Here is a 21833-nt window from a genome sequence, read left to right as displayed (position 1 = left end):
TACCTCCCTAAAGAATTGTCGTAAATACTCACATAAAAAAGCTGATTTTCTAATCATACCGCGCACTCAGCCAATGCACGGGCACACTCTGTCACCCGAGCCAGCGAAGCCGTGGCATCCAGCACACTCACCATACCCGGGGTAGATGCAGAAGGCGCCGAACCCGTTTGCAGGCGCTCATCGGCCATCAAACCCACCGAATTCAACTGCGTCGGCTCAAGACCAACCTCACGCCACAGGCTGTACAGGCGGCGCACCTGATCAGGAACCCGTGCAGAAGTCACCACCGGCAGCCACAACTGAGCCCGCGCCTCCAAAAGCTGCGCCACAGGTTCCCAGGAATGAGGATCGCTCAGCAGCGGAACCTGCAACATGCCCGCCCCCTTCAAACGGGCACGGTCAGGATGCAACAGCAAAGCGCAGGGAGCGGCATCCTCAACCTGCATAGCTTTCAACAGCGCCAAAGTGTCAAGGGCGGGACGAGGCTGGGTCAGAAGCTTCAGCTCCTGCACCGGTTTGAGCGCGGTGCCGTCCACATCCAGGATGAGCTGCAGATTTAGTTCAGCAAAACGCTCCGCCACCCGACGGTACACCTGCTGATAGTAGTGAGGTTGCAACGCCGACAGGGAGCGGAAACCACTCACGGTAGGAATGGCCCCCTCCATCAGACGCTGAAACTCTGACTCGTCCAGTTGCACGGCGATCAGCGCCTGGGGAGCCTGTAGGGCCTCCCGCAGAGACTCCGCCCAACGCTCCAAGCCCTCCAGGAACGATTCCAGCAAGTCACGGCTCGCCCCTGCATCACTGATAGCACGCTCGCCGCCGGGTAGGTAGATGCTGGCTGCGAGGGTCAGCGGACCAACCAGCTGAATCTTATACACCGCAGCGCCGCCCTCAACACCGAAGGTAAACCTCTTCTTCTGCGCGCCCACACGGTCAGCTAGAAGGTTGATATCGGAGAGCAGACGATCCTGCGCCAGGGCAGACTCGCGCGCTCCCCTGCCGCCGCTATGCACCATGCGCCAGCCAAACGAGGCACCGTCAAAGGCAAGTCCCTCGCACACCACCAGGGTGCGTGCCAGAGGAGTACTCCGCCAGCCCAGCGCCGGCAGATGCGGCAGGAACGGCAGGTGAGGAGAACCCAGCTCGCCTTCTACACGGGACATAGCCTCCGCCAAATCATCGCCGGGAAATTCGCCTCGACCGCTAGCACGCACCAGCGGACGCTCAGTGGCGAGCGCGGCAAGGTCCTGCTCGGTCAGTTCGTCCCCTTCGGGAGCGCGGTACTCACCGGGCAACAGCAGGCGCTCCGGCACCGGTTCGGTGCGGGCATTCTGGCGGGAGGAAGATCGAGGGGGCATAAACGGGTGAGGTTAAGACGGGTTAGGGATCAGAGCGGGTAGGTCGAAGCTCAGCACGATGAAAGATCAGCACGGATGAGAGCGGGGCTTGCGAAGAAGCTGAGATCTCGGAGAGGATGGGCCTTCAGAAAGTCTTAGCTTTTCAGACGCTTAGCTTTCAGACTTTTCAGTCTCTTCGTCCTGTTCAGCGTGCTCGTTCGCGATACGCACATGGTGGCGAATAACCTCAGAGATGATGAAGTTCAGGAACTTCTCCGCGAATTCCGGGTCGAGGCTGGATTCCTTCGCCATGGCACGCAGGCGAGCAATCTGCGCCTCTTCACGGCCGGGGTCGCCGGCGGGCAGGTTGTGCTCAGCCTTCAGGATGCCGACGCGCTTAGTTGCCTGAAAACGCTCCGCGAGGATGTGCACCAACGCTGCATCGAAGTTGTCGATGGAGCGGCGCATAGCGAAGAGCTCCTCGTAGACCTCCGGTGCGACTTCATCACCCATGGAAGTGGCGTGGGGGTCAAATTCGCAGGAAGTGTTTTCGGCAGTCATCGGTTTCTCCTCAGTTCGGTTGTGGTCTTCTGTGCGTTGCGCCCAAGCAGGATGTTGCGGCAACGGTTGGCAATAGCGGGGTGAGCGGCTACTTGGTGCGGCTATTCGGTGCTGGTTGAGGCGCCGGCAGACAGGGTTTCCTGAATGTCTTCGCGGTCCAGCGAGTAGGCGCGGGCGATGGTGGACTGGCCCAGTACGCGGGTGCCCTGGTAGAGCACCATGGTCTGGCCGGGCGCCACGCCGGAGAGCGGATCCAGTAGGCGCACTACGGTTTCCAGGCGCAACGCGCCTTCTTCTTCAGTTTCGGGGTCGGGTGCCCAAGTCATGTACGCCTTGGCGCGGACCGGGTCGGCATGTGCGCGCACCTGTGCGGTCACCTCAAACTCTTCACTGCGGGCGCCGGCCTGTGCGGGCTCTTCCAGGAAGCGTACCACCTGTTCCACAGGGACGCCCGCCCAGGTGGCGCGGATACCGCGGATTTCGTGCACGGCAAGTAGCTCGCGGGAGCCGACGATGACTTCATTTTCCTTGGGGCGCACCTCCAGCACGAAGCGGGGCTTACCGTCGGCGGCGGGGCGGCCCAGTGCCAGGCCCTTGCGCTGGCCTACGGTGTATGCCTGCGCGCCGGGGTGTTCGCCGAGCACCTTGCCGTGGGTGTCTTTGATGAGGCCGGGGCGCATCTTGATATGGTCGCCCAGCCAGGCGCGGGTATCACCTTCGGGGATGAAGCAGATGTCGTAGGAGTCGGGCTTCTTCGCCACGGAGAAGCCGCGCTCTGCCGCCTCCGCACGCACCTGCGCCTTGGAGGGGGTGTCCGCCAGGGGGAACCAGGCATGCTTGAGCTGTTCGTGGGTGAGCACACCGAGAACGTAGGACTGGTCCTTGGCCCAGTCAGCGGCGCGGTGCAGTTCGCGGTTGCCTTCTTCGGTGGTGATGACGCGGGCGTAGTGGCCGGTCACCACGGCGTCGAAGCCGAGCGCTAGGGCGCGTTCGAGTAGCGCGGCGAACTTGATCTTTTCGTTGCAGCGCATGCAGGGGTTGGGGGTTCGTCCGGCTTCGTATTCGGAGATGAAGTCGTCGACGACGTCTTCCTTGAAGCGTTCGGAGAAGTCCCAGACGAAGAAGGGGATGCCCAGCTGGGAGCAGACGCGGCGGGCGTCCATGGAGTCTTCGAGGGTGCAGCAGCCGCGGGAGCCGGTACGTAGGGTGCCGGGCATTCGGGATAGGGCTAGGTGAACGCCGACTACTTCGTGTCCTGCTTCTACGGCGCGGGCTGCGGCGACTGCGGAGTCAACACCGCCACTCATAGCTGCAAGAATTTTCACTGCCTATCCTTCTGTTGTGTTGAGCATCTAGGAACGTTCGGAGCGTACCCTGTGTGCGGGCGGACTTTCCGTTACTGTAGCTACCCATTGTACGCAGGGAATCGGCTGGATATTGGGCAGTGCACCCTCAGCCAGCCCTCAGCGAACGCTGAGATTGCAGGCTGAGGGCAGTTCAGTATCTTCTCTTCTGCATTTCTAATGCCAGCGGGAGGCGTCCGGCAGTTGCGAAGACAGTCCCGCCTTTGCTGCCTGTTCGTAGGCGGCGGGTAGTGCCGCGATGAGGCGTGCAATATCGGCTCCGGTGGTGGAGTGGCCGAGGGTGAATCGCTGGGCGCTGCGGGCGGTGTCTTCGTCCATTCCCATTGCCATGAGCACGTGGGAGGGGCGGGTCACCCCGGCGTTGCAGGCCGAGCCGGTGGAGCTGCTGATGCCCTGCATGTCCAGCAGGAAGAGCAGGGTGTCGCCTTCGGCGTTTTCGAAGGTGAAGTGGGCGTTGCCGGGCAGTCGCTTCTGGCCCGGGTATTCTTCGGTGAGCGGGTTTTCGCCGCTCAGGTGCGCCTGCGGGATGAGCGCGCTAATTGCCGCGACGAGTTCGTTGCGTAGCGCGGCGATGCGGGCGGATTCTTTGTCGAGGTGCTGTACCGAGTACACGGTGGCCTCTGCGAAACCTGCGATGGCGGGCGCATCGATGGTGCCGGAGCGCACGGAGCGTTCCTGGCCGCCTCCGTGCAGGACGGGGGTCATCTGCACTGCGCGGGTTGCTACCAGCGCGCCGATGCCCATGGGCCCACCGATTTTGTGACCGGAGATTGCGAGGGTCGCTACCTTGCTGGCGCGGAAATCAATGGGGATTGCGCCGAATGCCTGCACCGCATCCGAGTGCACGGGAATACCGTATTCTGCGGCGATGGCTGCAATTTCGGGGATGGGCTGTACGGTACCGACCTCGTTGTTCGCCCACATAACGGTCACGAGCGCGACGTCTTCGGGGTTCTTTTCGATGAGTTCGCGGACGGTTTGCGGGTTGACGCTACCGTGCTCGTCTACGGGAATCCATTCGAGCTGCGCGCCTTCTGCCTTTTCGAGCCATTCGCAGGTTTCTTCCACGGCGTGGTGCTCGATGGAGGAGACGAGAATTCGGGTGCGTTGCGGGTCTTCTTCGCGGCGCTTCCAATAGATGCCCTTGACGGCCAGGTTGTCCGCTTCGGTGCCGCCGGAGGTGAAAATAACCTCGGCGGGGTCGGCTCCGATGGCGCGGGCGATGCGTTCGCGGGCGTACTCGACGGTGGCGCGGGCATCGCGTCCTACGGCGTGCAGGGAGGAGGGGTTGCCGCCGTTGCGCATCTGTTCGACCATGGCGTCGATTGCGGCGGGCAGTACGTCGGTGGTGGCGGCGTGGTCGAGGTAGACGCGGCCGTTCTGACGGTTGGTTTCTGCGCTCATGGTTCCTCCTGCTGGGTTGTCGGCGGTTTTTCGCCTCGCTTATTTTATCGCGCTCTATCCGTGCTCTTCCAGGTGTGTTCACCTGCGGCTGGGTCGGCGAGCGCTACTGCCCCGGGACGCTCAATGCTGGTCGGGGGCTGCGCGGTACACTTAGGAACGTGTTCAAGATTCTTTTCTATACCCCTGAGATTCCGGGCAATACCGGCAATGCTATCCGTTTGGCTGCGATTACTGGGGCTGAGCTGCACCTGGTGAAGCCGCTGGGCTTTAACTTTGATGATGCGCATCTGCGCCGCGCGGGTCTGGATTATCACGACCTGGCGGTGGTGACGGTGCATGAGACCCTTGATGATGCGTGGCAGGCTTTGACTCCGGAGCGTGTTTTTGCTTTCACGACGACTGCTTCGACGTCGTATGCGGATATTGAGTACCGTCCCGGTGACGTGTTCATGTTTGGTCCGGAGTCGGTGGGTCTGCCCGCTGAGGTTCAGCAGGATTCGCATGTGACTGAGCGTGTGAAGATTCCGATGAAGCCGGGTCGCCGTTCGCTGAACCTGGCTAATTCTGCGTCCATTGCGATTTTTGAGGCGTGGCGTCAGAACGGTTTTGAGGGCGGCGCCATCTAGCATGGCTACAGCACACCATAATCTGCCGGGGTCTCTGGTTCAGCAGATTCTGGAGATGCGCCCTCCCCTGGCTGAGCAAATTCGTTTGGATTCGCAAAATAGGGAGTTCATGGAGCAGGGTTGGGAGCCGGTTTATTCGGCGTCGCCTAATGCTCGTATTGTGGTGATTGGTCAGGCCCCTGGGCGTGCCGCGCAGGAGAGCCGTATCCCGTGGAATGACCCGAGCGGCGTGAAGTTGCGCGAGTGGATGGGAGTGACGGCTGAGCAGTTCTATAACCCCGAGCTGATTTCGCTGTTGCCAATGGATTTCTATTACCCGGGTAAGGGCGCGCACGGCGATAACCCGCCGCGTAAGGATTTCGCGCCGAAGTGGCATCCGCAGCTTCTGGAGCTCATGCCGGACGTTCAGCTGATTCTGCTGGTGGGGGCTTATTCTCAGAAGCACTACCTGGATGGTGTGCACGCCCCAAAGGCGCAGAAGAACCTGACGGAGACGGTTCGTGGGTGGGAGTCTTATCTTCCTAAGTTTCTGCCGCTGGTGCATCCTTCGCCGCTGAATTTTAGGTGGCAGGCGAAGAATCCGTGGTTCGAGCAGGAGGTTGTCCCGGCTTTGCAGAAGCGTGTGGGTGAGGTTCTCAAGGGCGTCTAATTCTCCCCTATCTGCAACGCCAATACAGTTTGTTGTACTAACGAAAGAAAGCTCCCACCCCGCGTGTGGGGTGGGAGCTTTCTTTGTGTACGCCATTTTGCGTTCTTGCTGAACGTTACAGGCAACTGAGCGGGTGTTTCTCAGCCGTATCTTCAACGTTCGATAGTGAAACGCATTTTACTTCTGGCTGTCGGCGTCGCCCAGGGTCACGGTGATGTCCCGGGTGGAGGAGCCGCGCTTGACCTTCAGCTTCAGATTAGAGCCTGCCGCTGCGGCACGTACAGTGCCGTTGAGCTCTTCGCTCTTGGTCACGGCGTGACCGTCGGCTTCAATCACGACGTCGCCGGATCGCAGGCCTGCCTTCGCGGCGGGGCTGTTAGATTCTACCGAGGCAATTTCAACGCCACCGGGGATGAGCTTGGACGAGCCCGAACCGGTGTCCGCGGGGCTGTTCTTTACGCTCGCGCCCAGGTAGCCGTGGGTTGCCTTGCCCTTGGCGATAATCTCGGAGGAGATGCGCTTGGCGTAGTTGGAGGTAATGGAGAACGCCATACCGTCGGCGGTGCCGCCGTCCTGGCTTGCCTGGCCCTGCGCGTTAATGCCGACCAGTTCGCCCTTGAGGTTCACCAGCGGGCCACCGGAGTTACCGTGGTTGATCGGCACATCAACCTGAATCATGGGGATGTAGTTCTGCCCCTTCGTGTCAGCGGGCTGCACGCGGTTGACGTTCGAGACTACGCCCGCGGTCACCGATTCGCTACGACGATACGGCGCGCCGAGGGCAACCACGGCTTCGCCGGAGACCAGCTTGGAGGAGTCGCCCCAGGTGATGGGCTGCAGGTCCAGACCGGAGGGGTTAATCTTCAGAACCGCCAGGTCAGCGGCAGAGTCCAGGCCCACCACTGTTGCGGTGCGCACGGTGCCGTCGCTCAGGCGAACCTCAATGGTGGATGCAGCGTTGGAAGATTCGAGGGTGACCACGTGGTGGTTGGTGAGGATGTGGCCGTTCTTATCGAGGACAACGCCGCTACCGCTGCCGGAGGTTGAGCCGCTTGAGGCCATGATGGTCACGGTGGAGGGCAGGACCTTCTTCGCGGTTTCTGCTACGCCTGCCACGGTGGAGGAGTTGCTGATATTGGAGCTCACGGAGCCGCGCGAGGAGGAGTTGGAGGAGCTGTTATTCGATGCTGCGATGCCGCCTCCGACGCCTGCGCCAACGCCACCGCCAACGAGGGCTGCCAGCAGAGCTGCGGTGAGCACAACGCCGGCACCGTAACGCTTGTTGTTATCGGTTTTCTGGGGTGCAGACTGTGCCGATGCGACCTGAGCAGCGGTTGCCTGGGGGTAGGTGTATCCGGGAGAGGCGTATGCCTGCGGGTATGGGTTCTGACCCTGCTGGTAGCTTGCCTGTCCGTTCACATTCTGCATGGGACGGGTTGCATCCGTGACGCCGTCATTGCCGCCGTAAGACCATTCGTTGTTTTGAGTCATAAGTTCTCCTAGAGTCGAGCGTGTACCTCACCCTGAGTGCACGCTATGTTTCTACTGTAGAGGGTGTTTTATGGTGTTATGTATCTTTTCCCTGTTGGTTATCGGGGAGTTCCCTGGGAATTTTCCTCGCGCCCTTTCAACGGAAGCTGATGGGCCGGTCTGAGGCACCCGGCAATTCACCCGACGGCTAGTTTATTTTGGGGCTTTGTTCGCTGCTCACTCTCAGGTTTCTCTTTTTTACAGCGCCCAGTTTTTCTCCACGGTTTACACAGCATGATGCTTCTTGGTACACAGTTTGAACACAGGGTTGCTCCGTAAGGTTGAAGACACATAGCGACGAGGACAAAGGCAAAGGAGAAACCCATGATGATTGGCACCCTGATTTTCTGTGCAATCTTGGCAAGCTCCATCGGTATTGGTGCAGGTATTGTGGCGTGTTGCTCGGGAATGGTGTACCGCCGTCATCGTGCGGAGAAGGCCTCCGAGTTGGCTCAGCCGATGGCTACCCATGCACTGACTGCCGGTAGGTAGCGTATAAAGTTTGATAGTTTTCCGGGGCGGGAGATGAGAGCCCTGCACCGGGAGGGGCGAGAATCCCCAGTATGTCCCGAAGGATCGGTGTGAGGACCGGCTCGGGTGTGATAGTGAGTTGAGTGATGATTGATGCGGCGTGAGCCCCTACATGAGGGCACACGCCGCATCGTCTTTTAACTGTGAGGCGGATGCGGGTACGGGAAGCACTGGCGGAGAGCACCCGGCACCCCGGCTACTTCCCTTTTAGTATGCGGTAAGGCAACGGCGTTGCGAGCACCCGGGATTTAGCTGGGTTATGGTGAAGTCATGAGGATTATTTCTGCTGTTTTCGCTCTTGTGGGCGCACTGCCGGTCATACCTGCGGCGATGGCGTCTTCTTTGGATGGCGCTACCCGCCTGTATGCGTTGCTTTTGTTTATTCTAATCTGCGCAGCGGTAGCGTTTTTCGCGTCGTTGAGCCCTTCACGCCGTCGTGCGCATGAGATTAGGCGGCGGGTATTGCAACAGCAGCAGAACCAGGCGATAAATCAGCAGGTACCGCCCCCGCAGGCCCCCAATCAGCAGGGGCCTTCACAGTCTGCGCCGCAACAAGTACCCCCTCAGCAGGTTCCTTCGCAACCAATACAGGGCGCGGTGAGCTACCCGATGCACTACCAGCCAAAGCCGGCTCAGCCGGGTAATAGCGCTCAGCAGACTCAGCAGGCTCAGGCGCCCTCACCTCACCCAGCTTCACCTCAGCCTCCTCAGCCGGTGGCTGTGCCGTCCCCACTGGAGCCAATGCAGGCCGGTGGTATCTCCGGTTCTTCAGCGCAGAACCACTCGGCACAGAACCACTCGGCACAGAACCACTCGGCGCAGAACCATTCAGCAGAAGGCCAGGAGCAGCAGAGCATACCCCAGAACACCCCGGCACAGCCTGAAGAGCGCCCGCAGCAGGAAGCGACCCCGCAGGCTCCCAAGAGTAACCCGGCGCCCTCCGACCATTTCTCTTTGAGCACCAACTTCAAGCTCATTCCCCCTCTAGAGAACGCACAGCGCAGCCGCTACCCCATGGTGCTTTCTGTCAGGACATCAGAGGATGAGGTCTTTGCATTGCCGTCGATTAGCGGTGTGCCGCAGCCTCTGCTGGTAGGCACGCAGGAGAATCATGTTCCGCTGATTCAGCGTCCGCGCCTGTAGCAGATCGATATTCTTGAGAACTATCTCATGTGTGCAGTCATGAACCTGCAGACGCTCGAGCGTGCGCAGGTTTCTCCGTTGCACAGTTTCAAGGAGACTGCTCAGGCTGACCGCACGGTGCTTGCCGCCGAGCTGGAGGAGACCATACGGGTATCTCGGCTGAAGCTGAGCGGGGCGCTGGATTTCTATACGTCCCTGCCTCATCTGGCGGATACCCCTGGCTCGTTCACTTTTGCCCGTGATCACGCGCTCTCTTTGAGCGCCGCCGTCATTAGCCTGACCGAGGAGTGCTTTGAGCGTACCTTCCGGTGGCGTCTGCAGGAGGATACCCTCCCAGATTCTTTGAGCGACCGTCTCTACGCCGTGCGTTATCTGCGTGAGAGCGCGCAGAAGCTGGCAGCTTTTGTGGAGCTGAGCGATTTAGATCGCGCTATGCAGCTTGCCGAGACGTGGAAGAAGACTGTTCGTAAGGATTCGAGGATTGATGAGACCAAGGTCTGGAATGAGATGGCCGAAGTCGCCTTTGACGTTCTGCCCGAGTTGCGAAAGCAGGCGTTAAAGGGCGTGCAGTCTACGTTCGAGTTTAGCGAGCTTTTCTACCGTCCCGGCGAGGATGGTACGCACCGCATGCTCCGCTCGGAACAGCTGAGCGAGTTTGAGCTCAAGGGCGTACAGCCCACGCTGGAAGAGCGCCTGGAGAAGGTGCGTCTTGAGCTTCAGGATGCGGAGTTCTGCGCTGCTGTTTTGAGCTTGCAGGCGCGCTCTGTCATTGAGCTCCTGGAGGAGCTTCTGCAGGTTGAGCAGGACGGCGTTCTGGCGGAGATTGTGACCGATTTGCGGGCGCTTGCTCATGACTCGCCCGACCTTGCCGAGCAGCCTATCCAGACGTTGATGTTCAGCCGCGAACAGTACGCCCCCGATGGGGAGGATCTTCCGACCATTGGCGAGCGCATCCGTTCCCTTTCGAGTGTGCCCGAGGTTCTGGCGTTCGTTCACTACGAGGGACCGGTGCTTCTGGTGGGCGTCTCGGATCCGTATAAGGCGTTTTCCGGGGAGGGTGCCGAGGGTCTGCTTTCGGAGGAGAAAAGGTTATCTTCCATGCCGTTGTCAGTGCTGCGCACCCATTCGCGGCTTCTACGGCAGGTGCTTCGTCTGCAGAATCTACGGTTGAAGCTGGCGTGGGTGAGTAGCTGTAGCGGTTACATGCCTTTGAGCCTGGTTGATCGGCATTTCGTCGGTCCCTCTGCCGCGGATGAGGATTTGAAGGAGCTGAGCGAAAATATTGAGGCGCTCGCTGAGCTTCTGGAGGCTCACGCTAGCTCCCGGGAGTATAGGGGTCGTGACGTGCCGGTCCCCCGCATCCTGTGGTCGCAGATGCGGGAGCAGGCAGATCGCAGTTCTAGGTTGCTGAATACTGTGCAGTTCTTAGGCTGGATGTTCGCCTCGTCTTCGCGGGTTCAGGTGGTGAACGGCATAGCACAGAGTATCCACGATGTTGATGCCGCGGAGGTAGTGGAGCACCTGATGAGCAATCTGAAGATTGCCCGTCGGCGCTAACTAACTGAATAGCCGGTGAGCCGGGGTCTAGCATGAGCCTAGACCCTGGCTTTCTTATATACCGGCTTTCCTGTATACCAGCTTTCCTGTATAAAGCCTGGGAAGTCGGTAAACGGTCGGCAAACAGCGGCGCAATATTCTCGTATCTGTGCGTCTGTGTGGCTGTGCCACAGCTACACTAATAATGTGACCAGCACTAAGGTGTGCGATGAACAAGCACGCCGTGAAGTGCAGGTCCGTTCATACTTCACGACAACGGAGGAAAGACCATGACCGAGCACGCCTTTGCGCGTCAGATTCGTCCCGCACGCCCTCGCCTGCGCACTATCTTGGGTGCCACAGTGCTGGCGGCAGGTCTTTCTTGTGCCCCGGTGGTTCTGCCGGCTGGTTCTGCATTTTTGAGCACGTCTGCTCAGGCTGCTGACCCGATGCAGATTACGGGCACCACCGTGTACGATTCCACGAACTCTTTGGGTGATACCGCTACCCTGAAGTCTAAGATTTCTGCTCTGTCGAAGAAGCACAACGTGGATTTGCACGTAGTGGTCATCGATAAGTTTGAGAACCCGTCTACTTCTTCGAGCTGGACGAAGGCGCTTGCCACGAAGAACAATTGGGGTTCTGCCGATGTGGTGCTGGTGATTGCTACCGAGTCTCGCCAGGCGTATTTCTTGGCGGGTAGCACGAAGACCCTGTCGAGTGATCAGCAGACGAAGGTGTACCAGAACTACATCAAACCGAAGCTGCAGAATAGCGACTATTCGGGTGCGGCTCTTGCCGCAGTTGAGGGTATCGAGGCTCAGAAGGGCGGTAGCTCTTCGGGTGTTGTATCCGGCGTGCTCGGTGTGGGTGCTGCGGCGATCGTGGGTGCTGGTGGTTACGCGATGTACCGCCGCCGCAAGAAGAATAACGCGCAGCAGCAGCCTCAGCGTTCCTACGGCGCGCCTCGTAACTACTCCCCCATTCCGGAGGTTCCGCTGGAGGAGTTGCACACTCGCGCCGGTAGCGCCCTGCTGCAGGCTGATACGACGATGAGCCACGCGAAGCAGGAGCTCGAGTTCGCGCGCGCCCAGTACAACGATCAGCAGGTCGCAGAGTTCGCTCAGGAAATTGCGCGTGCTGAGGATCTGATGCGTAAGTCCTTCCAGCGTCAGCAGCTTCTGACCGATAGCATCCCGGATACTGAGGCTGAGCAGCGTGCCTGGTTGACTGAGATTATTGATAACTCTCAGGAAGTCACCCGTATTGCTCAGGAGCAGGACGCTAAGCTGGCTCAGTTGCGCAACCTGGAGCAGGAGGCACCGCAGTCTATTGAGGCTCTGGCTCAGCGTCTGCCGCAGCTGCGTGCCTCGGTGGAGGAGATTGCCGCCCAGTACCACGCTATGAAGGAACGTTACCTGCCCAGCGCCCTGGAGCCCATTTCGAAGACTCCTACCCTGTTGGAGTCAAACATGGTGTTGTGCGCCGCTGAGGTTGAGAAGGCTCAGGAGATTGTTGCGACCACACGTTCGGAGGCGGTTGGCCACCTGCGCACCGCTGAGGAAGCCGCCTCGCAGATTCAGGCGCTGGGTGCGGCAGTGAATACCCGCTCGCATGAGCTGGAGCAGGCTCAGCTGGGTCTGAGCACCGACCTGCTGAGCATTCAGCGTGACGTGGCTGAGGCGAAGAGCCTGGCTGCATCTCAGCGCCGCGATGATTTGGGTGCGGTCGCTGCCGGTATGGAGGCGGTGCTCAACCAGGTCAACCAGAGCGCTTCGGCTCGCCCGAATGACCCGCTGACTCTGGCGAACCAGCTGCGTCAGCTTTCCGCCGAGCTGGATAAGGCAATGACGAATATGCGTGCTACCCGCGAGCGTTCTCGTGCGGCTTCGCAGAACCTGGATCGTACGATGCGTTCTGCCTACGCTGCGGTGAACGGTGCGCGTAGCTACATTAATAACCGCCGTGCTGCGGTGGGCCCGATGACCCTGACCGCTGTTTCTGAGGCGGAGCGTCACCTGGGTCAGGCTCAGCGCTTGGCTTCTTCGGATCCGCTGAACGCCATGAAGGAAGCCAACATGGCGATCCAGAAGGCGACCGACGCGCAGAACCGCGCTCAGAGCGAGGTCGGCAACTACTACAACAACCAGAATGACCGCGGCGGCGGTAGCTTCGGCGGTGACCTGGCAAAGGGCCTGCTGCTGGGCGCTCTGATGACCGCAATGAACTCCGGCACCAGTAGCTGGGGTAGCAGCGGCGGCCACAGCGGTGGCGGTAGTAGCGGCGGCAGCTGGGGCGGAGGCTTCAGCGGCGGCGGCGATTGGGGTAGCGGCGGCGGTGACGGCGGTAGCTTCTAACCGCCTCCGATGCTAACGATTCTGTCGGTCGGTTTCTGTAGGTTTTTCTACAGTCTGACCGGCGGGGTGGCTAGCTTACCTCACCGCTTTCTTCCCCAGTCGGAAAACACCTGAGGTAATTTACCAAAAGTTTAGGTTGCAGAAATCAGGCGTGCATCATTTTCACAGCATGCACCCAGAAATCTGCCACATAATTAGTTATACGGGCACGGCTCACGAGGAGCGTAGTGCTCCCCCGCAGCCCGTGAACAGAAAGTAGGAGATTATGGCTAAGCAGACCATCTTCGGCCGTATTGCACAGCTCACTAAGGCAAACATCAACGCTCTGATTGATGCAGCTGAGGACCCGGAGAAGATGCTGGACCAGATGGTTCGTGACTACACCAACAACATCCGCGAGGCGGAGGCTGCAGTAGCACAGACCATCGGCAACCTGCGTCTGCTCGAGAAGGACCACGCTGAGGACGTCAAGGCCGCTCAGGAGTGGGGCACCAAGGCTCTGGCAGCTTCTAACAAGGCTGATGAGTTCCGCGCAGCTGGCGACGTTGCCAACGCTGACAAGTTCGATAACCTCGCGAAGATTGCTCTGAACAAGCAGCTGCTGGCTGAGAAGGCTGCACAGGCTGTTGAGCCTCAGCTGGCTTCCCAGACTCAGGTTGTCAACCAGCTCAAGGACGGCCTGGAGAAGATGCGCTCCAAGCTTGAAGAGGTCAAGTACAAGCGCGATGAGCTGACCGCACGTCAGAAGACTGCAGCAGCTCAGACCCAGGTGAACGACGCTCTGAAGGCGTTCGACGTTCTGGACCCGACCAGCGAGATGAGCCGCTTCGAAGAGAAGGTTCGCCGCGAAGAGGCACGCGTCATCGGTCAGCAGGAGCTGGCAGCTTCCTCCCTGGACGCACAGTTCAACACCCTGGACCAGATGGAGCGCGAGACCGAGCTGGACGCTCGCCTGGCCGCTCTGAAGGCAAAGAACGCTCCGGCTGCTCCGGCTCCCCTGGCTGTGGAAGCTCCCACCCAGACTCTCTAAGCCTGGTCCAGTAAGCCTGGTCTAGCGCATAGCTTCTTGAGCTAAACCTATAAAGATCCGCCCCGTTCCTGATGAGTTCAGGAACGGGGCGGATCTTTATGCGTTATGGGGTGCGAGCTTTAGTTCGCGTAGATGTACAGGTAGCCTGCCATAGCGGCGCGGGTGATCGCATCCGAAGAGGTGGAGCCGGTACCGATGCCGTTGGAGGCAGCCCATGCCAGAGCCTGGGATGCGTAGCCGCCCTGAGCCTGTGCCGGGGATCCAGCCGCACGGTACATGAATTCAGCCATGGTGGACTCGGTGACGGCCTCCAGGGGGCGGAAGTCGCTACCGCTGATGCCCTGCTGGCTCAGCCAGAAAATCTCCTTGTACGCGGGGTGGTTGACCGGAACATCGCTGAACGGCGAAACAGCCGGTGCGTTCACGGCGGGGCGACCAGCCACGCGGTACAGGTAGGTTGCCAGCTGCGCACGGTTGACCGATGCGTTCGGGCGGAAGGTGCCGTCCGCGAAGCCGAGCATGATGCGGTGATCAGAGTTCCAGCTGATCTCGTTGTAGTTCGGGTTCGAGTCGGACAGGTCGCTGTAGCCCAGTGCGGGGGTCTTACCCGCGAAGTCCAGGGAGGACGCCAGGATGTGCGGCAGGTCGTAGTCGTGGTGGCTGAAGCCGTCAATCAGCTTCACGCGGGCGTCAGAGAAGCCAGCGCCCAGGTATGCGTTGTAGCCGGACTCGACTGCGCCACGTGCGCTCCAGGTGACGGGGTTGGTGTTACCGGAGGTGTCATTAGCGCCAACCCACCAGTACATCGGGGATGCCTTGGTGGTTGCGTCAGCGTCCACGGAGCCGTCCGAGTCACCGCCTGCAACCATGATGGAGCCGCCGCCGTTACGCCATGCGGTGTTGTGGTCGGTCAGCTCGTAGGTGATGAACTCAGCGCCACCGGAGTAGCCCATGGTCCACACCTGGGAAGCGTCCAGGTTGTTCTGGCCGATGAAGGAGGATGCGAAGGAGCGGAAGAACTCACCGTTAGCGTCCATGTCTTCCCACCAGGTGATGCCGTCGCCGGATGCGTTGGTGTCCGGGGAGATGATCGGCACGAAGACCATGTTGCGGGCGTTAGCGATCTTGCCCATTGCCGCGAGCATGCCCTCGTCGGGAGTGTAGACCTTGGACTCGTTACGCTGCCAGTAGTCGCCGTCGAAGTAGAAGACAACACCAACGGGCTTGGAGTAGTCCAGGTTGTTCGCGTACACGTGGTACTGGGAGGTGGTGCCCGCCGGGGAAGTGTAGCTCTGGTAGGTTGCGGAGCTCATGGTGCGGGCACGCTGAGTGTTCTGCTGCTTCTGTTCGGTCTTCTGCTCGGCCTTGGGAGCGGCGGTTGCCTTACCCTTGGTGAGCGAGTTGCTCAGAATCTGCGAGAAGTTGTAGTCGAAGTGGCCCGAACCGTTCAGAACGGTCGCGGAAGCGTTGGTGTAGCCGGCGTTGCGGTAGGCGTTGTAGCCGCCCTCAACGGCGCCTCGTGCGCTCCAGGTCTGCGGGTAGGTCTCGCCGGAGCCGTCGTTCGAGTTTGCGTACCAGAACATGGGCTGGGACTTCAGCGCAGCCGAGGGGGTACCCTCATCGAGGCCACCGCCAGCAACCATGATGGAGCCGCCACCGTTACGCCAGGTCTGGGGCTTGGTGTTCAGCTCGTAGGTGATGAACTCAGCGCCACCGGAGTAGCCCATGGTCCACACGTTGGAGGAGTCCACGCCGTTAGCCGCGATGAAGGAGGAAGCGAAGGAGCGGAAGAACTCGCCGTTACGGTCCATGTTTTCCCACCAGGTCACGCCAGCATCGTAACGGTTGGTGTCCGGGGAGATGACGGGCACGAACAGCATGTTCTGTGCCGCTGCGGATGCAGCCATCTGAGCCAGCTCACCGGAGGGGTCGTAGACCTTGGACTGGTCGTTGCGCCAGTAGTCGCCGTCGAAGTAGAAGACCACGCCAACGGGCTTGGAGAAGTCCACGCCCTCAGCGTAGACGTGGTACTGCGAGGTGGTACCAGCCGGGGAGGTGTAGGACAGGAAAGTCTGGTTGGTGCGGGTTGCCGCCACACCGGATGCCGACTGAGCAGCCTGTGCGGTCTGCGCGGGCTGCGCGGCAGGGGTTGCAGCGCTCTGGGTAGCTGCGGGAGCCTGGGTAGCTGCGGGAGCCTGGGTAGCTGCGGGGGTCTGTGCAACCTGTGCCAGGGTGGGCTGAGCGGAAGGCTGAGCCGCCTGTGCGGACTGGAAGGTAGCCGAGGGGGTTGTCTGCTGAGTTGCCTGGGCAGTGTAGGTCTTCTGGATGGGCTGAACCGCGGTCGTTGCGGGAGCCTGCTGAGTCTGCTTTGCCTGTTCTGCCTGCTGGCGGATCTGCACAGCAACCTGCGAGAGGGTGGGCTGCACGGTGGAGGTGAACAGGGACTTCGGAGCCTGGGTAGCTGCGCCGGGGATGTCCTGAACGACGGGTGCGAATGCGGAAGCGGGTGCTACCAGGGTGCTACCGAGCACGGAGGGTACGGCGATGGCTGCGAGAGAGCCAGCCTTAACGGTGCGGGGGCGAAGTGCCATGGGTTGTCCTCGTTGTTGGTGTTTCGTGGGGCGCGGACGCCCGAGAGTGGTTGAGTGATAGGTGGTCTATAGGTGAGAAGCCTATAGGCGGTCGGCCTGCGAATGTGATGCCGCATGGAGCAAGTCCAGTAACCGTCCCGTGTGTGTTGCGGGGGTTTCCTCGTGTGATGGAGGGGTGCAGTATTCATTTCGGAGAGCTACGCGGCGGACCGCGGTGACCACGTACTCAAAGCTACCAGGTCAAAAAGCCTTTTCCAGCGGTTTTTTGGGGCTATTTTTGGGTATCGAACAAGATTCAATCTTAACAAGAGCTTTTTCTAAGCTTCTAGTTTAACTTGAATCACCCTCAAGTAGAGGTTGAATGGGCTATTTTTCCTTGATTTTCCGGGGTTTTTGAGCGTTTTTTGAAAGAGTTTCAAAAAACTCTACAATTAACTTGAATGTTTCGTATGTGATTACAATCACTTTCAGAGTGAATTGTTGCACTCGAAGCCAAATTTTTGCCAAAAACCGCGGAATTCCGGGGCAAAACGGGTGATTTCCAAGCCCGGAATATAGGCATCTTTCGCATATTCCACTTTGAGAATGCACTTTGAGGCAAAAATATCCCCCTCGCCACTCCCCCGCTCAGGCACCCTTCGAACCCCTCGTTGGGTCCTTGAGACCCGCCCCAGAGTCTCCTTCAGAACCCCTTTCAAGCCCCATTTCAGAACCCCCAAAAGCAGCGTCTCAAGAAGGCATAACCATCCCCCAATAACCACTCGGAAGTGGCTCCGCCACCCCCATGAGCACATCCGCTTGAAGCCCCGATAGACACGCTGAGGAATACCTCGAAAGACACATCGGGAGACGTTCCGAAACCAGTCCAGGGTAACTTTCACGACGGTTCTATGAAATTCCATAAGGAGGTTCCGTGAGGAGGTTTCAAGAGGCAGGAAGATCCACCCCAAACACCCCGAAGGGGCAGCGGGCAAGCCCCTATCAGTCTCCCCGAAGCACCGCCCCAACAAGGCTCAGAAGACCCCCTCCGCAGATTACAGAAGGCAGGGGATATAAAGAAAGCCGCCCAGCAGGCGGCAGAAAGGTAGCACAAGAAGAAGAAAGGTAGGCGGCAAATGAAGACAGGTCGCCAATAGGAAAGGTGCAGGAAGGTGGCGAAAGAAGGCAGGCCGGCGGTCGGAGGGTGAGTCGGAGAGTGACAGGAGGACGGCAGAAGGAGATAGGTCAGCGGGGGGGGTACGGGTTTTGGGGAATAAAAAAACTCCCGATAGCTAAAAGCTATCGGGAGTTATCCGTTGCGGGGACAGGATTTGAACCTGCGACCTCCGGGGTCTGCATCTCTTTTTAATGAAACAGTGAGATACAGCCAAGTAATCGTTGATATTGTGCGGTAACCGTCCCCTTATCCTTCCCTAAAGATACTTGAAGTTACCGGCATATCCTCACGAAAGATAGGGAATAAGGTAGGGACTACCTTTCCTCCCTACGCCGTGCTCGGGCTGCCTCGTACAGCGTTGTGAGGTCTGACAGGTCTGAGTATGCCTGTGCGTTCACATCGACCGAGTGGCCGAGCGTTCGAGCACGCAGTAGCGCGTCTACGTCCGTGCGGTACATGGTGTTGAGGGTGGTTCTCCAGACGTGGGTGCGGTGGGTCTCCAGCAGAGGCACTCCGCAGTCGCGAGCCAGATCCTTGTAGAACGCCTTGAGAGCCTTCTGAGCGTTGTATCTGTCCCACTCGGTGTCTGGGTTGAGCGGTGCGCCCACAACGTAGGCTCCGCCGACTTCATCTCGTCTACGGGTAAGGTGCTCATAGACCGCAGGCTCGACGAGAGCCGCGACGCGGGTGGTGCCTGTCTTGGCGTTTTCAGCCCGAATAATGCACGCTGGGCGGTTTTGGTCGTCGGTGATGATGTCGTCCCACATGAGAGTTCTTGCTTCGCTTACGCGCAGCCCTGTGGCCATTTGGAGCAGGGTTAGGTCGATGCAGCAGCGGTGGACGGCAACGCGGTCCTCTAGCGTGTACCTGCCTCGTTTGGGTGGTACTAGTGTGGGTGACCAGGTATTGGTCGGGGGTTGTGGGTAGAGGTCGAGGTCCTTGATGATGAGCGGACTTCTACCACCGCGATCTTCAAAGGACCTCCTGTTGACTTCTTACCGTGACGGATCATGGGGCAGCCACACACAGAGCACGATGCAGTATTCACAGGAACGAGGCAAACACGACCAACTGAAAGAGTGACTTTCCCGCACCAGAAAGCCGAAAAGTCACCCAACCAGCAACACGTAGTGTCCTATAACCCAGAAAGAAAGCTCTCCCTGGAAGCCACTGAGGCTTCCAGGGAGAGCAGTCAGAGAGTGCGAAAGACGAATACACCGCTATCAAGCGTGAGGCGGCCGATGGGGGAGTCGTAGGTGGCGAGCGCCGGATCAGAATTGCTCGGGGTGATCGCGGTAGGCATACGCCCACACTGTCACGGCGACAGTCACAGCGCGAGTCCACGCGTCACGGACAGCGTCCAGTTCTGCGCCCTCGAAGCCCTCCGCCAGGAGACGGTGCCCGACCTCCACAGTCGGCGCGATGAAGGCGAGCACGTAGCGCAGAGGCACGAATGGCGTCGAGTCCGCCCCATCCGCCGCGTTCTTCGCCGCGGTCATGTGTCGAGCTCCGATCAGGTACTGGTAGTCCAACCACGCCTGATCCCGCTCGCGCGTGCACATGTCGATGATCCACTGGGCGAATCGGGGCTTTGACGCCTGCGCGTACTCGGGGTTCGGCTGTCCATCCGGATGCGCGGAATGTGCTGCCAGGTAGGTCTTTTGAGCCAAAATCCCGCGCCACGTGTCGACCATTTCCATGGCATGCGGCGCCAGGATGGGTTCTGCTCGCGCGAGCAGCTCTGCGTCACCGGGCTGGACGTGCGCGGCGGCCTCAATCTGGCGTAGATCCTCGAGTGTGAGCGGAGACGTGGGGACGGCATCGGTGCCGTAGGTGTACCCCGACGAGTGGTCGTAAGCGGTCATGCGAACCTCCTTGAACTCATGCGTCAATTGTAGAACGTGCTCTTGCTCAGGTCAAGTCCTGTGGAGTGGTGTAATCGTTTTGTGTCCTTCGGGTTGGGTTATGCGCTGAGTTGGAGTGGGGGTTCCTCCTGCCCGGTGGGTTGTGGTGTGAGTCGTGATTTGGTGAGGATGTCGAGGCTGAGGTAGCGTCGGCCTTCGGCCCATTCGTCGTTTTGTTCGGCGAGGACGGCTCCGACCAGGCGGATGATTGCTTGTCGGTTGGGGAAGATTCCCACGGTGTCGGTGCGGCGGCGGATTTCGCGGTTGAGGCGTTCGTTGGGGTTGTTGGACCAGATCTGGGTCCACACCCCGGTGGGGAAGGACGCGAACGCGAGGACGTCTGCCCTGGCTTGATCGAGGTGATCACACACGGCGGGGAGCTTGTCGTGGACGTAGTCCAAGAGCCGGTCGTATTGAGCGTTGACCGATGCCGCGTCGGGCTGGTCATACACCGAGTGCAGCATCGCTTTGACAGCGGGCCATAGTGCTTTGGGGGTGACGGACATGAGATTAGCGGCGTAGTGGGTACGGCATCGTTGCCAGGTGGCTCCGGGTAGGTTGGCGGCGATGGCCTCAACCAGGCCCAGATGGGCATCACTGGTGACCAGGCGCACGCCGGTCAGGCCTCGGGCGACCAGGTCGGCGAAGAACTCCTTCCAGGCTGGAGCGGTCTCGCTGGTGGACACGCGCACCCCAGCACTTCGCGGTGTCCGTCATTGTTGACTCCGGTGGCAACCAGAACCGCGCACGAGACGACGCGTCCTCCTTCGCGTACTTTCATGGTCAGTGCGTCAGCGGCGACGAAGGTGAAAGGCCCGGCATCGTGGAGGGGCCGGTTGCGGAACTGGTCCACGTGTTCGTCGAGGTCGGCTGCCATGCGTGAGACCTGGGACTTGGACAGTCCTGTGATCCCCAGGGTTTTGACGAGCTTGTCCATACGGCGCGTGGATACTCCTGCTAGGTAGCAGTCAGCGACCACTGTGATCAAGGCGCTTTCGGAGCGTTTGCGCCGTTGCAGTAACCATTCTGGGAAGTAGGTGCCTGAGCGCAGCTTGGGGATCGCCACGTCAATGGTGCCGACCCTGGTATCCAGGGGCCGGTGGCGATACCCATTGCGCTGGGCCTGGCGCTGCGGGTCTTGTTGGCCCCACTGGGCCCCGCACACGGTGTCAGCGTCCGCTGAGAGCAACGCGTTAATCACGTGCTGGAGCAGGGAACGCATCAAATCTGGGGACGCCTGGGATAACGCCTCGCCAAGCAGGCCAGCAGGGTCGATAATATGAGGAGCGGTCATCGTTGTGCCTCCAAATCGTTTCGAGTCAGAAGTAGAGAGCTTTCTCGAAGGATCACACGGTGACCGCACCCATATCAAACGGGCCGACCACCCACGGTTACACCACTATGCGGGACGCTACTCTTTCACCGCTTAGTTACCGCCTGTTTGAGGCTAAGCGGTATATCGAAAACGTTGGTATATCAGTCAAAACATGGTGTGTTGCCGCCTCTACCGCCTAATTTCTAAAAAGTGTACACGCGAGTGTTCATCTTCCTACATATGCGTGTGTATATATAAAAGTTTTCGGTTTTAGGCGGTGAAGGCGGTAAAGGGTTGGGATTCGGTTGAGATACGAGGGAAAATGCTATACCGCTTTTGCATTTTCAGGCGGTAAACAGCCGGTATCAACGCCGATTAGGCGGTGAAAATCCTCCTCTGCAACCTCCCTCCCACGAGATCATGCACGAGCGAAGATAGTCATACGCCCCGAAGGGGCGTTGGATGATAGTCCTCGATGTTGGGTGATAGTCCCCCCTCCCCCACCTCGACGACGGGCCTGAGTTTGGCTGAAAGGTAGGGAATAACATAGGGATTCGGTCTCGTCAGGGCAAAACAAAACCCGGTATCTCAGCGACTTTTCGTTGAGATACCGGGTTTTTCTGGTTGCGGGGACAGGATTTGAACCTGCGACCTCCGGGTTATGAGCCCGGCGAGCTACCGAACTGCTCCACCCCGCGGCGACTCATACAACTATACAGACCCCAAACCGGGCATGCAAGCCAAAAACGCGATTTGTAACCAAGCACACAAAAATAGGGGCTGTTGGGTAGAAAGC

15 protein-coding genes, 1 tRNA gene and 1 pseudogene are annotated in these 21833 nt (G+C 59.6%); 7 read left to right on the top strand and 10 right to left on the bottom strand.

From position 1 onward, the window contains the following. Positions 1-53 precede the first annotated feature (53 nt). From NML54_RS01120 to NML54_RS01105, 4 genes are all read right to left on the bottom strand, one after another. Positions 54-1361, bottom strand: a complete 1308-nt coding sequence (locus tag NML54_RS01120; protein WP_254755455.1) for a uroporphyrinogen decarboxylase/cobalamine-independent methonine synthase family protein — start codon at positions 1359-1361, stop codon at positions 54-56. Positions 1362-1511: 150 nt separating this feature from the next. Then, positions 1512-1901, bottom strand: coding sequence for a chorismate mutase (locus NML54_RS01115; protein WP_254755453.1), 390 nt, complete (start codon positions 1899-1901; stop codon positions 1512-1514). A gap of 101 nt (positions 1902-2002) precedes the next feature. Further along, the gene (mnmA, locus tag NML54_RS01110; protein ID WP_254755452.1) at positions 2003-3226 is read right to left on the bottom strand and encodes a tRNA 2-thiouridine(34) synthase MnmA; all 1224 of its coding nucleotides are present in this window, start codon (positions 3224-3226) and stop codon (positions 2003-2005) included. 195 nt (positions 3227-3421) lie between these two features. Further along, positions 3422-4669 carry a cysteine desulfurase family protein gene (locus NML54_RS01105; RefSeq protein WP_254755450.1) on the bottom strand — a complete coding sequence of 416 codons (1248 nt, stop codon included), beginning with the start codon at positions 4667-4669 and terminating at the stop codon, positions 3422-3424. 158 nt (positions 4670-4827) lie between these two features. Between NML54_RS01105 and NML54_RS01100 the strand changes: the two genes are divergently transcribed. Then, the gene (locus tag NML54_RS01100; protein ID WP_254755448.1) at positions 4828-5295 is read left to right on the top strand and encodes a tRNA (cytidine(34)-2'-O)-methyltransferase; all 468 of its coding nucleotides are present in this window, start codon (positions 4828-4830) and stop codon (positions 5293-5295) included. A 1-nt stretch (position 5296) separates the two neighbouring features. Beyond that, entirely contained in the window at positions 5297-5944 is a 648-nt protein-coding gene (locus NML54_RS01095) for a uracil-DNA glycosylase family protein (protein ID WP_254755446.1), read from the top strand. 177 nt (positions 5945-6121) lie between these two features. Here the strand turns inward: NML54_RS01095 and NML54_RS01090 are convergent, their stop codons facing one another. Then, positions 6122-7435, bottom strand: coding sequence for a S1C family serine protease (locus NML54_RS01090; protein ID WP_254755445.1), 1314 nt, complete (start codon positions 7433-7435; stop codon positions 6122-6124). A 363-nt stretch (positions 7436-7798) separates the two neighbouring features. On the opposite strand from NML54_RS01090, the gene NML54_RS01085 reads away from it, so the two are divergent. The 5 genes from NML54_RS01085 to NML54_RS01065 all read left to right on the top strand — a co-directional run bounded on the left by NML54_RS01085 (position 7799) and on the right by NML54_RS01065 (position 14071). After that, positions 7799-7966, top strand: a complete 168-nt coding sequence (locus tag NML54_RS01085; RefSeq protein WP_254755443.1) for a hypothetical protein — start codon at positions 7799-7801, stop codon at positions 7964-7966. A 636-nt stretch (positions 7967-8602) separates the two neighbouring features. Further along, complete coding sequence (locus NML54_RS01080; protein WP_254755441.1) at positions 8603-9148, top strand: hypothetical protein; 546 nt, start codon at positions 8603-8605, stop codon at positions 9146-9148. 39 nt (positions 9149-9187) lie between these two features. Then, positions 9188-10705 carry a non-ribosomal peptide synthetase subunit gene (locus NML54_RS01075; RefSeq protein WP_254755439.1) on the top strand — a complete coding sequence of 506 codons (1518 nt, stop codon included), beginning with the start codon at positions 9188-9190 and terminating at the stop codon, positions 10703-10705. Between the two features lie 269 nt (positions 10706-10974). After that, positions 10975-13041, top strand: a complete 2067-nt coding sequence (locus NML54_RS01070; protein ID WP_254755438.1) for a TPM domain-containing protein — start codon at positions 10975-10977, stop codon at positions 13039-13041. A gap of 265 nt (positions 13042-13306) precedes the next feature. After that, positions 13307-14071: a PspA/IM30 family protein gene (locus NML54_RS01065; protein WP_049342210.1), complete on the top strand. Its 765-nt coding sequence runs from the start codon at positions 13307-13309 to the stop codon at positions 14069-14071. Between the two features lie 119 nt (positions 14072-14190). Here the strand turns inward: NML54_RS01065 and NML54_RS01060 are convergent, their stop codons facing one another. From NML54_RS01060 to NML54_RS01040, 5 genes and pseudogenes are all read right to left on the bottom strand, one after another. Beyond that, positions 14191-16662 (bottom strand): S-layer homology domain-containing protein, encoded by a 2472-nt coding sequence (locus tag NML54_RS01060; protein ID WP_254755437.1) that lies wholly within the window; start codon positions 16660-16662, stop codon positions 14191-14193. A gap of 1470 nt (positions 16663-18132) precedes the next feature. Continuing rightward, positions 18133-18633 (bottom strand): site-specific integrase, encoded by a 501-nt coding sequence (locus NML54_RS01055; RefSeq protein ID WP_256370628.1) that lies wholly within the window; start codon positions 18631-18633, stop codon positions 18133-18135. A gap of 456 nt (positions 18634-19089) precedes the next feature. After that, positions 19090-19683 carry a protoglobin domain-containing protein gene (locus tag NML54_RS01050; protein WP_005505324.1) on the bottom strand — a complete coding sequence of 198 codons (594 nt, stop codon included), beginning with the start codon at positions 19681-19683 and terminating at the stop codon, positions 19090-19092. Between the two features lie 98 nt (positions 19684-19781). Then, positions 19782-21016, bottom strand: a pseudogene (locus NML54_RS01045) (IS256 family transposase). 642 nt (positions 21017-21658) lie between these two features. After that, positions 21659-21735: transfer RNA gene (locus NML54_RS01040), tRNA-Met, on the bottom strand. Between the last annotated feature and the right edge of the window lie 98 nt (positions 21736-21833).

It is taken from the genome of Rothia gullae (assembly GCF_024294905.1).
GTDB lineage: Bacteria > Actinomycetota > Actinomycetes > Actinomycetales > Micrococcaceae > Rothia.
The sequence above is the reverse complement of the archived record's forward strand: the minus strand, read 5'-3'. Positions and strand labels throughout refer to the sequence as shown.

Excerpts from the sequence above, each read along its gene's own strand:
- NML54_RS01120 (WP_254755455.1), bottom strand. The coding sequence starts at position 1,361 with ATGCCCCCTCGATCTTCCTCCCGCCAGAATGCCCGCACCGAACCGGTG.
- NML54_RS01115 (WP_254755453.1), bottom strand. The coding sequence starts at position 1,901 with ATGACTGCCGAAAACACTTCCTGCGAATTTGACCCCCACGCCACTTCC.
- NML54_RS01105 (WP_254755450.1), bottom strand. The coding sequence starts at position 4,669 with ATGAGCGCAGAAACCAACCGTCAGAACGGCCGCGTCTACCTCGACCAC.
- NML54_RS01095 (WP_254755446.1), top strand. The coding sequence starts at position 5,297 with ATGGCTACAGCACACCATAATCTGCCGGGGTCTCTGGTTCAGCAGATT.
- NML54_RS01090 (WP_254755445.1), bottom strand. The coding sequence starts at position 7,435 with ATGACTCAAAACAACGAATGGTCTTACGGCGGCAATGACGGCGTCACG.
- NML54_RS01085 (WP_254755443.1), top strand. The coding sequence starts at position 7,799 with ATGATGATTGGCACCCTGATTTTCTGTGCAATCTTGGCAAGCTCCATC.
- NML54_RS01075 (WP_254755439.1), top strand. The coding sequence starts at position 9,188 with ATGAACCTGCAGACGCTCGAGCGTGCGCAGGTTTCTCCGTTGCACAGT.
- NML54_RS01070 (WP_254755438.1), top strand. The coding sequence starts at position 10,975 with ATGACCGAGCACGCCTTTGCGCGTCAGATTCGTCCCGCACGCCCTCGC.
- NML54_RS01065 (WP_049342210.1), top strand. The coding sequence starts at position 13,307 with ATGGCTAAGCAGACCATCTTCGGCCGTATTGCACAGCTCACTAAGGCA.
- NML54_RS01060 (WP_254755437.1), bottom strand. The coding sequence starts at position 16,662 with ATGGCACTTCGCCCCCGCACCGTTAAGGCTGGCTCTCTCGCAGCCATC.
- NML54_RS01050 (WP_005505324.1), bottom strand. The coding sequence starts at position 19,683 with ATGACCGCTTACGACCACTCGTCGGGGTACACCTACGGCACCGATGCC.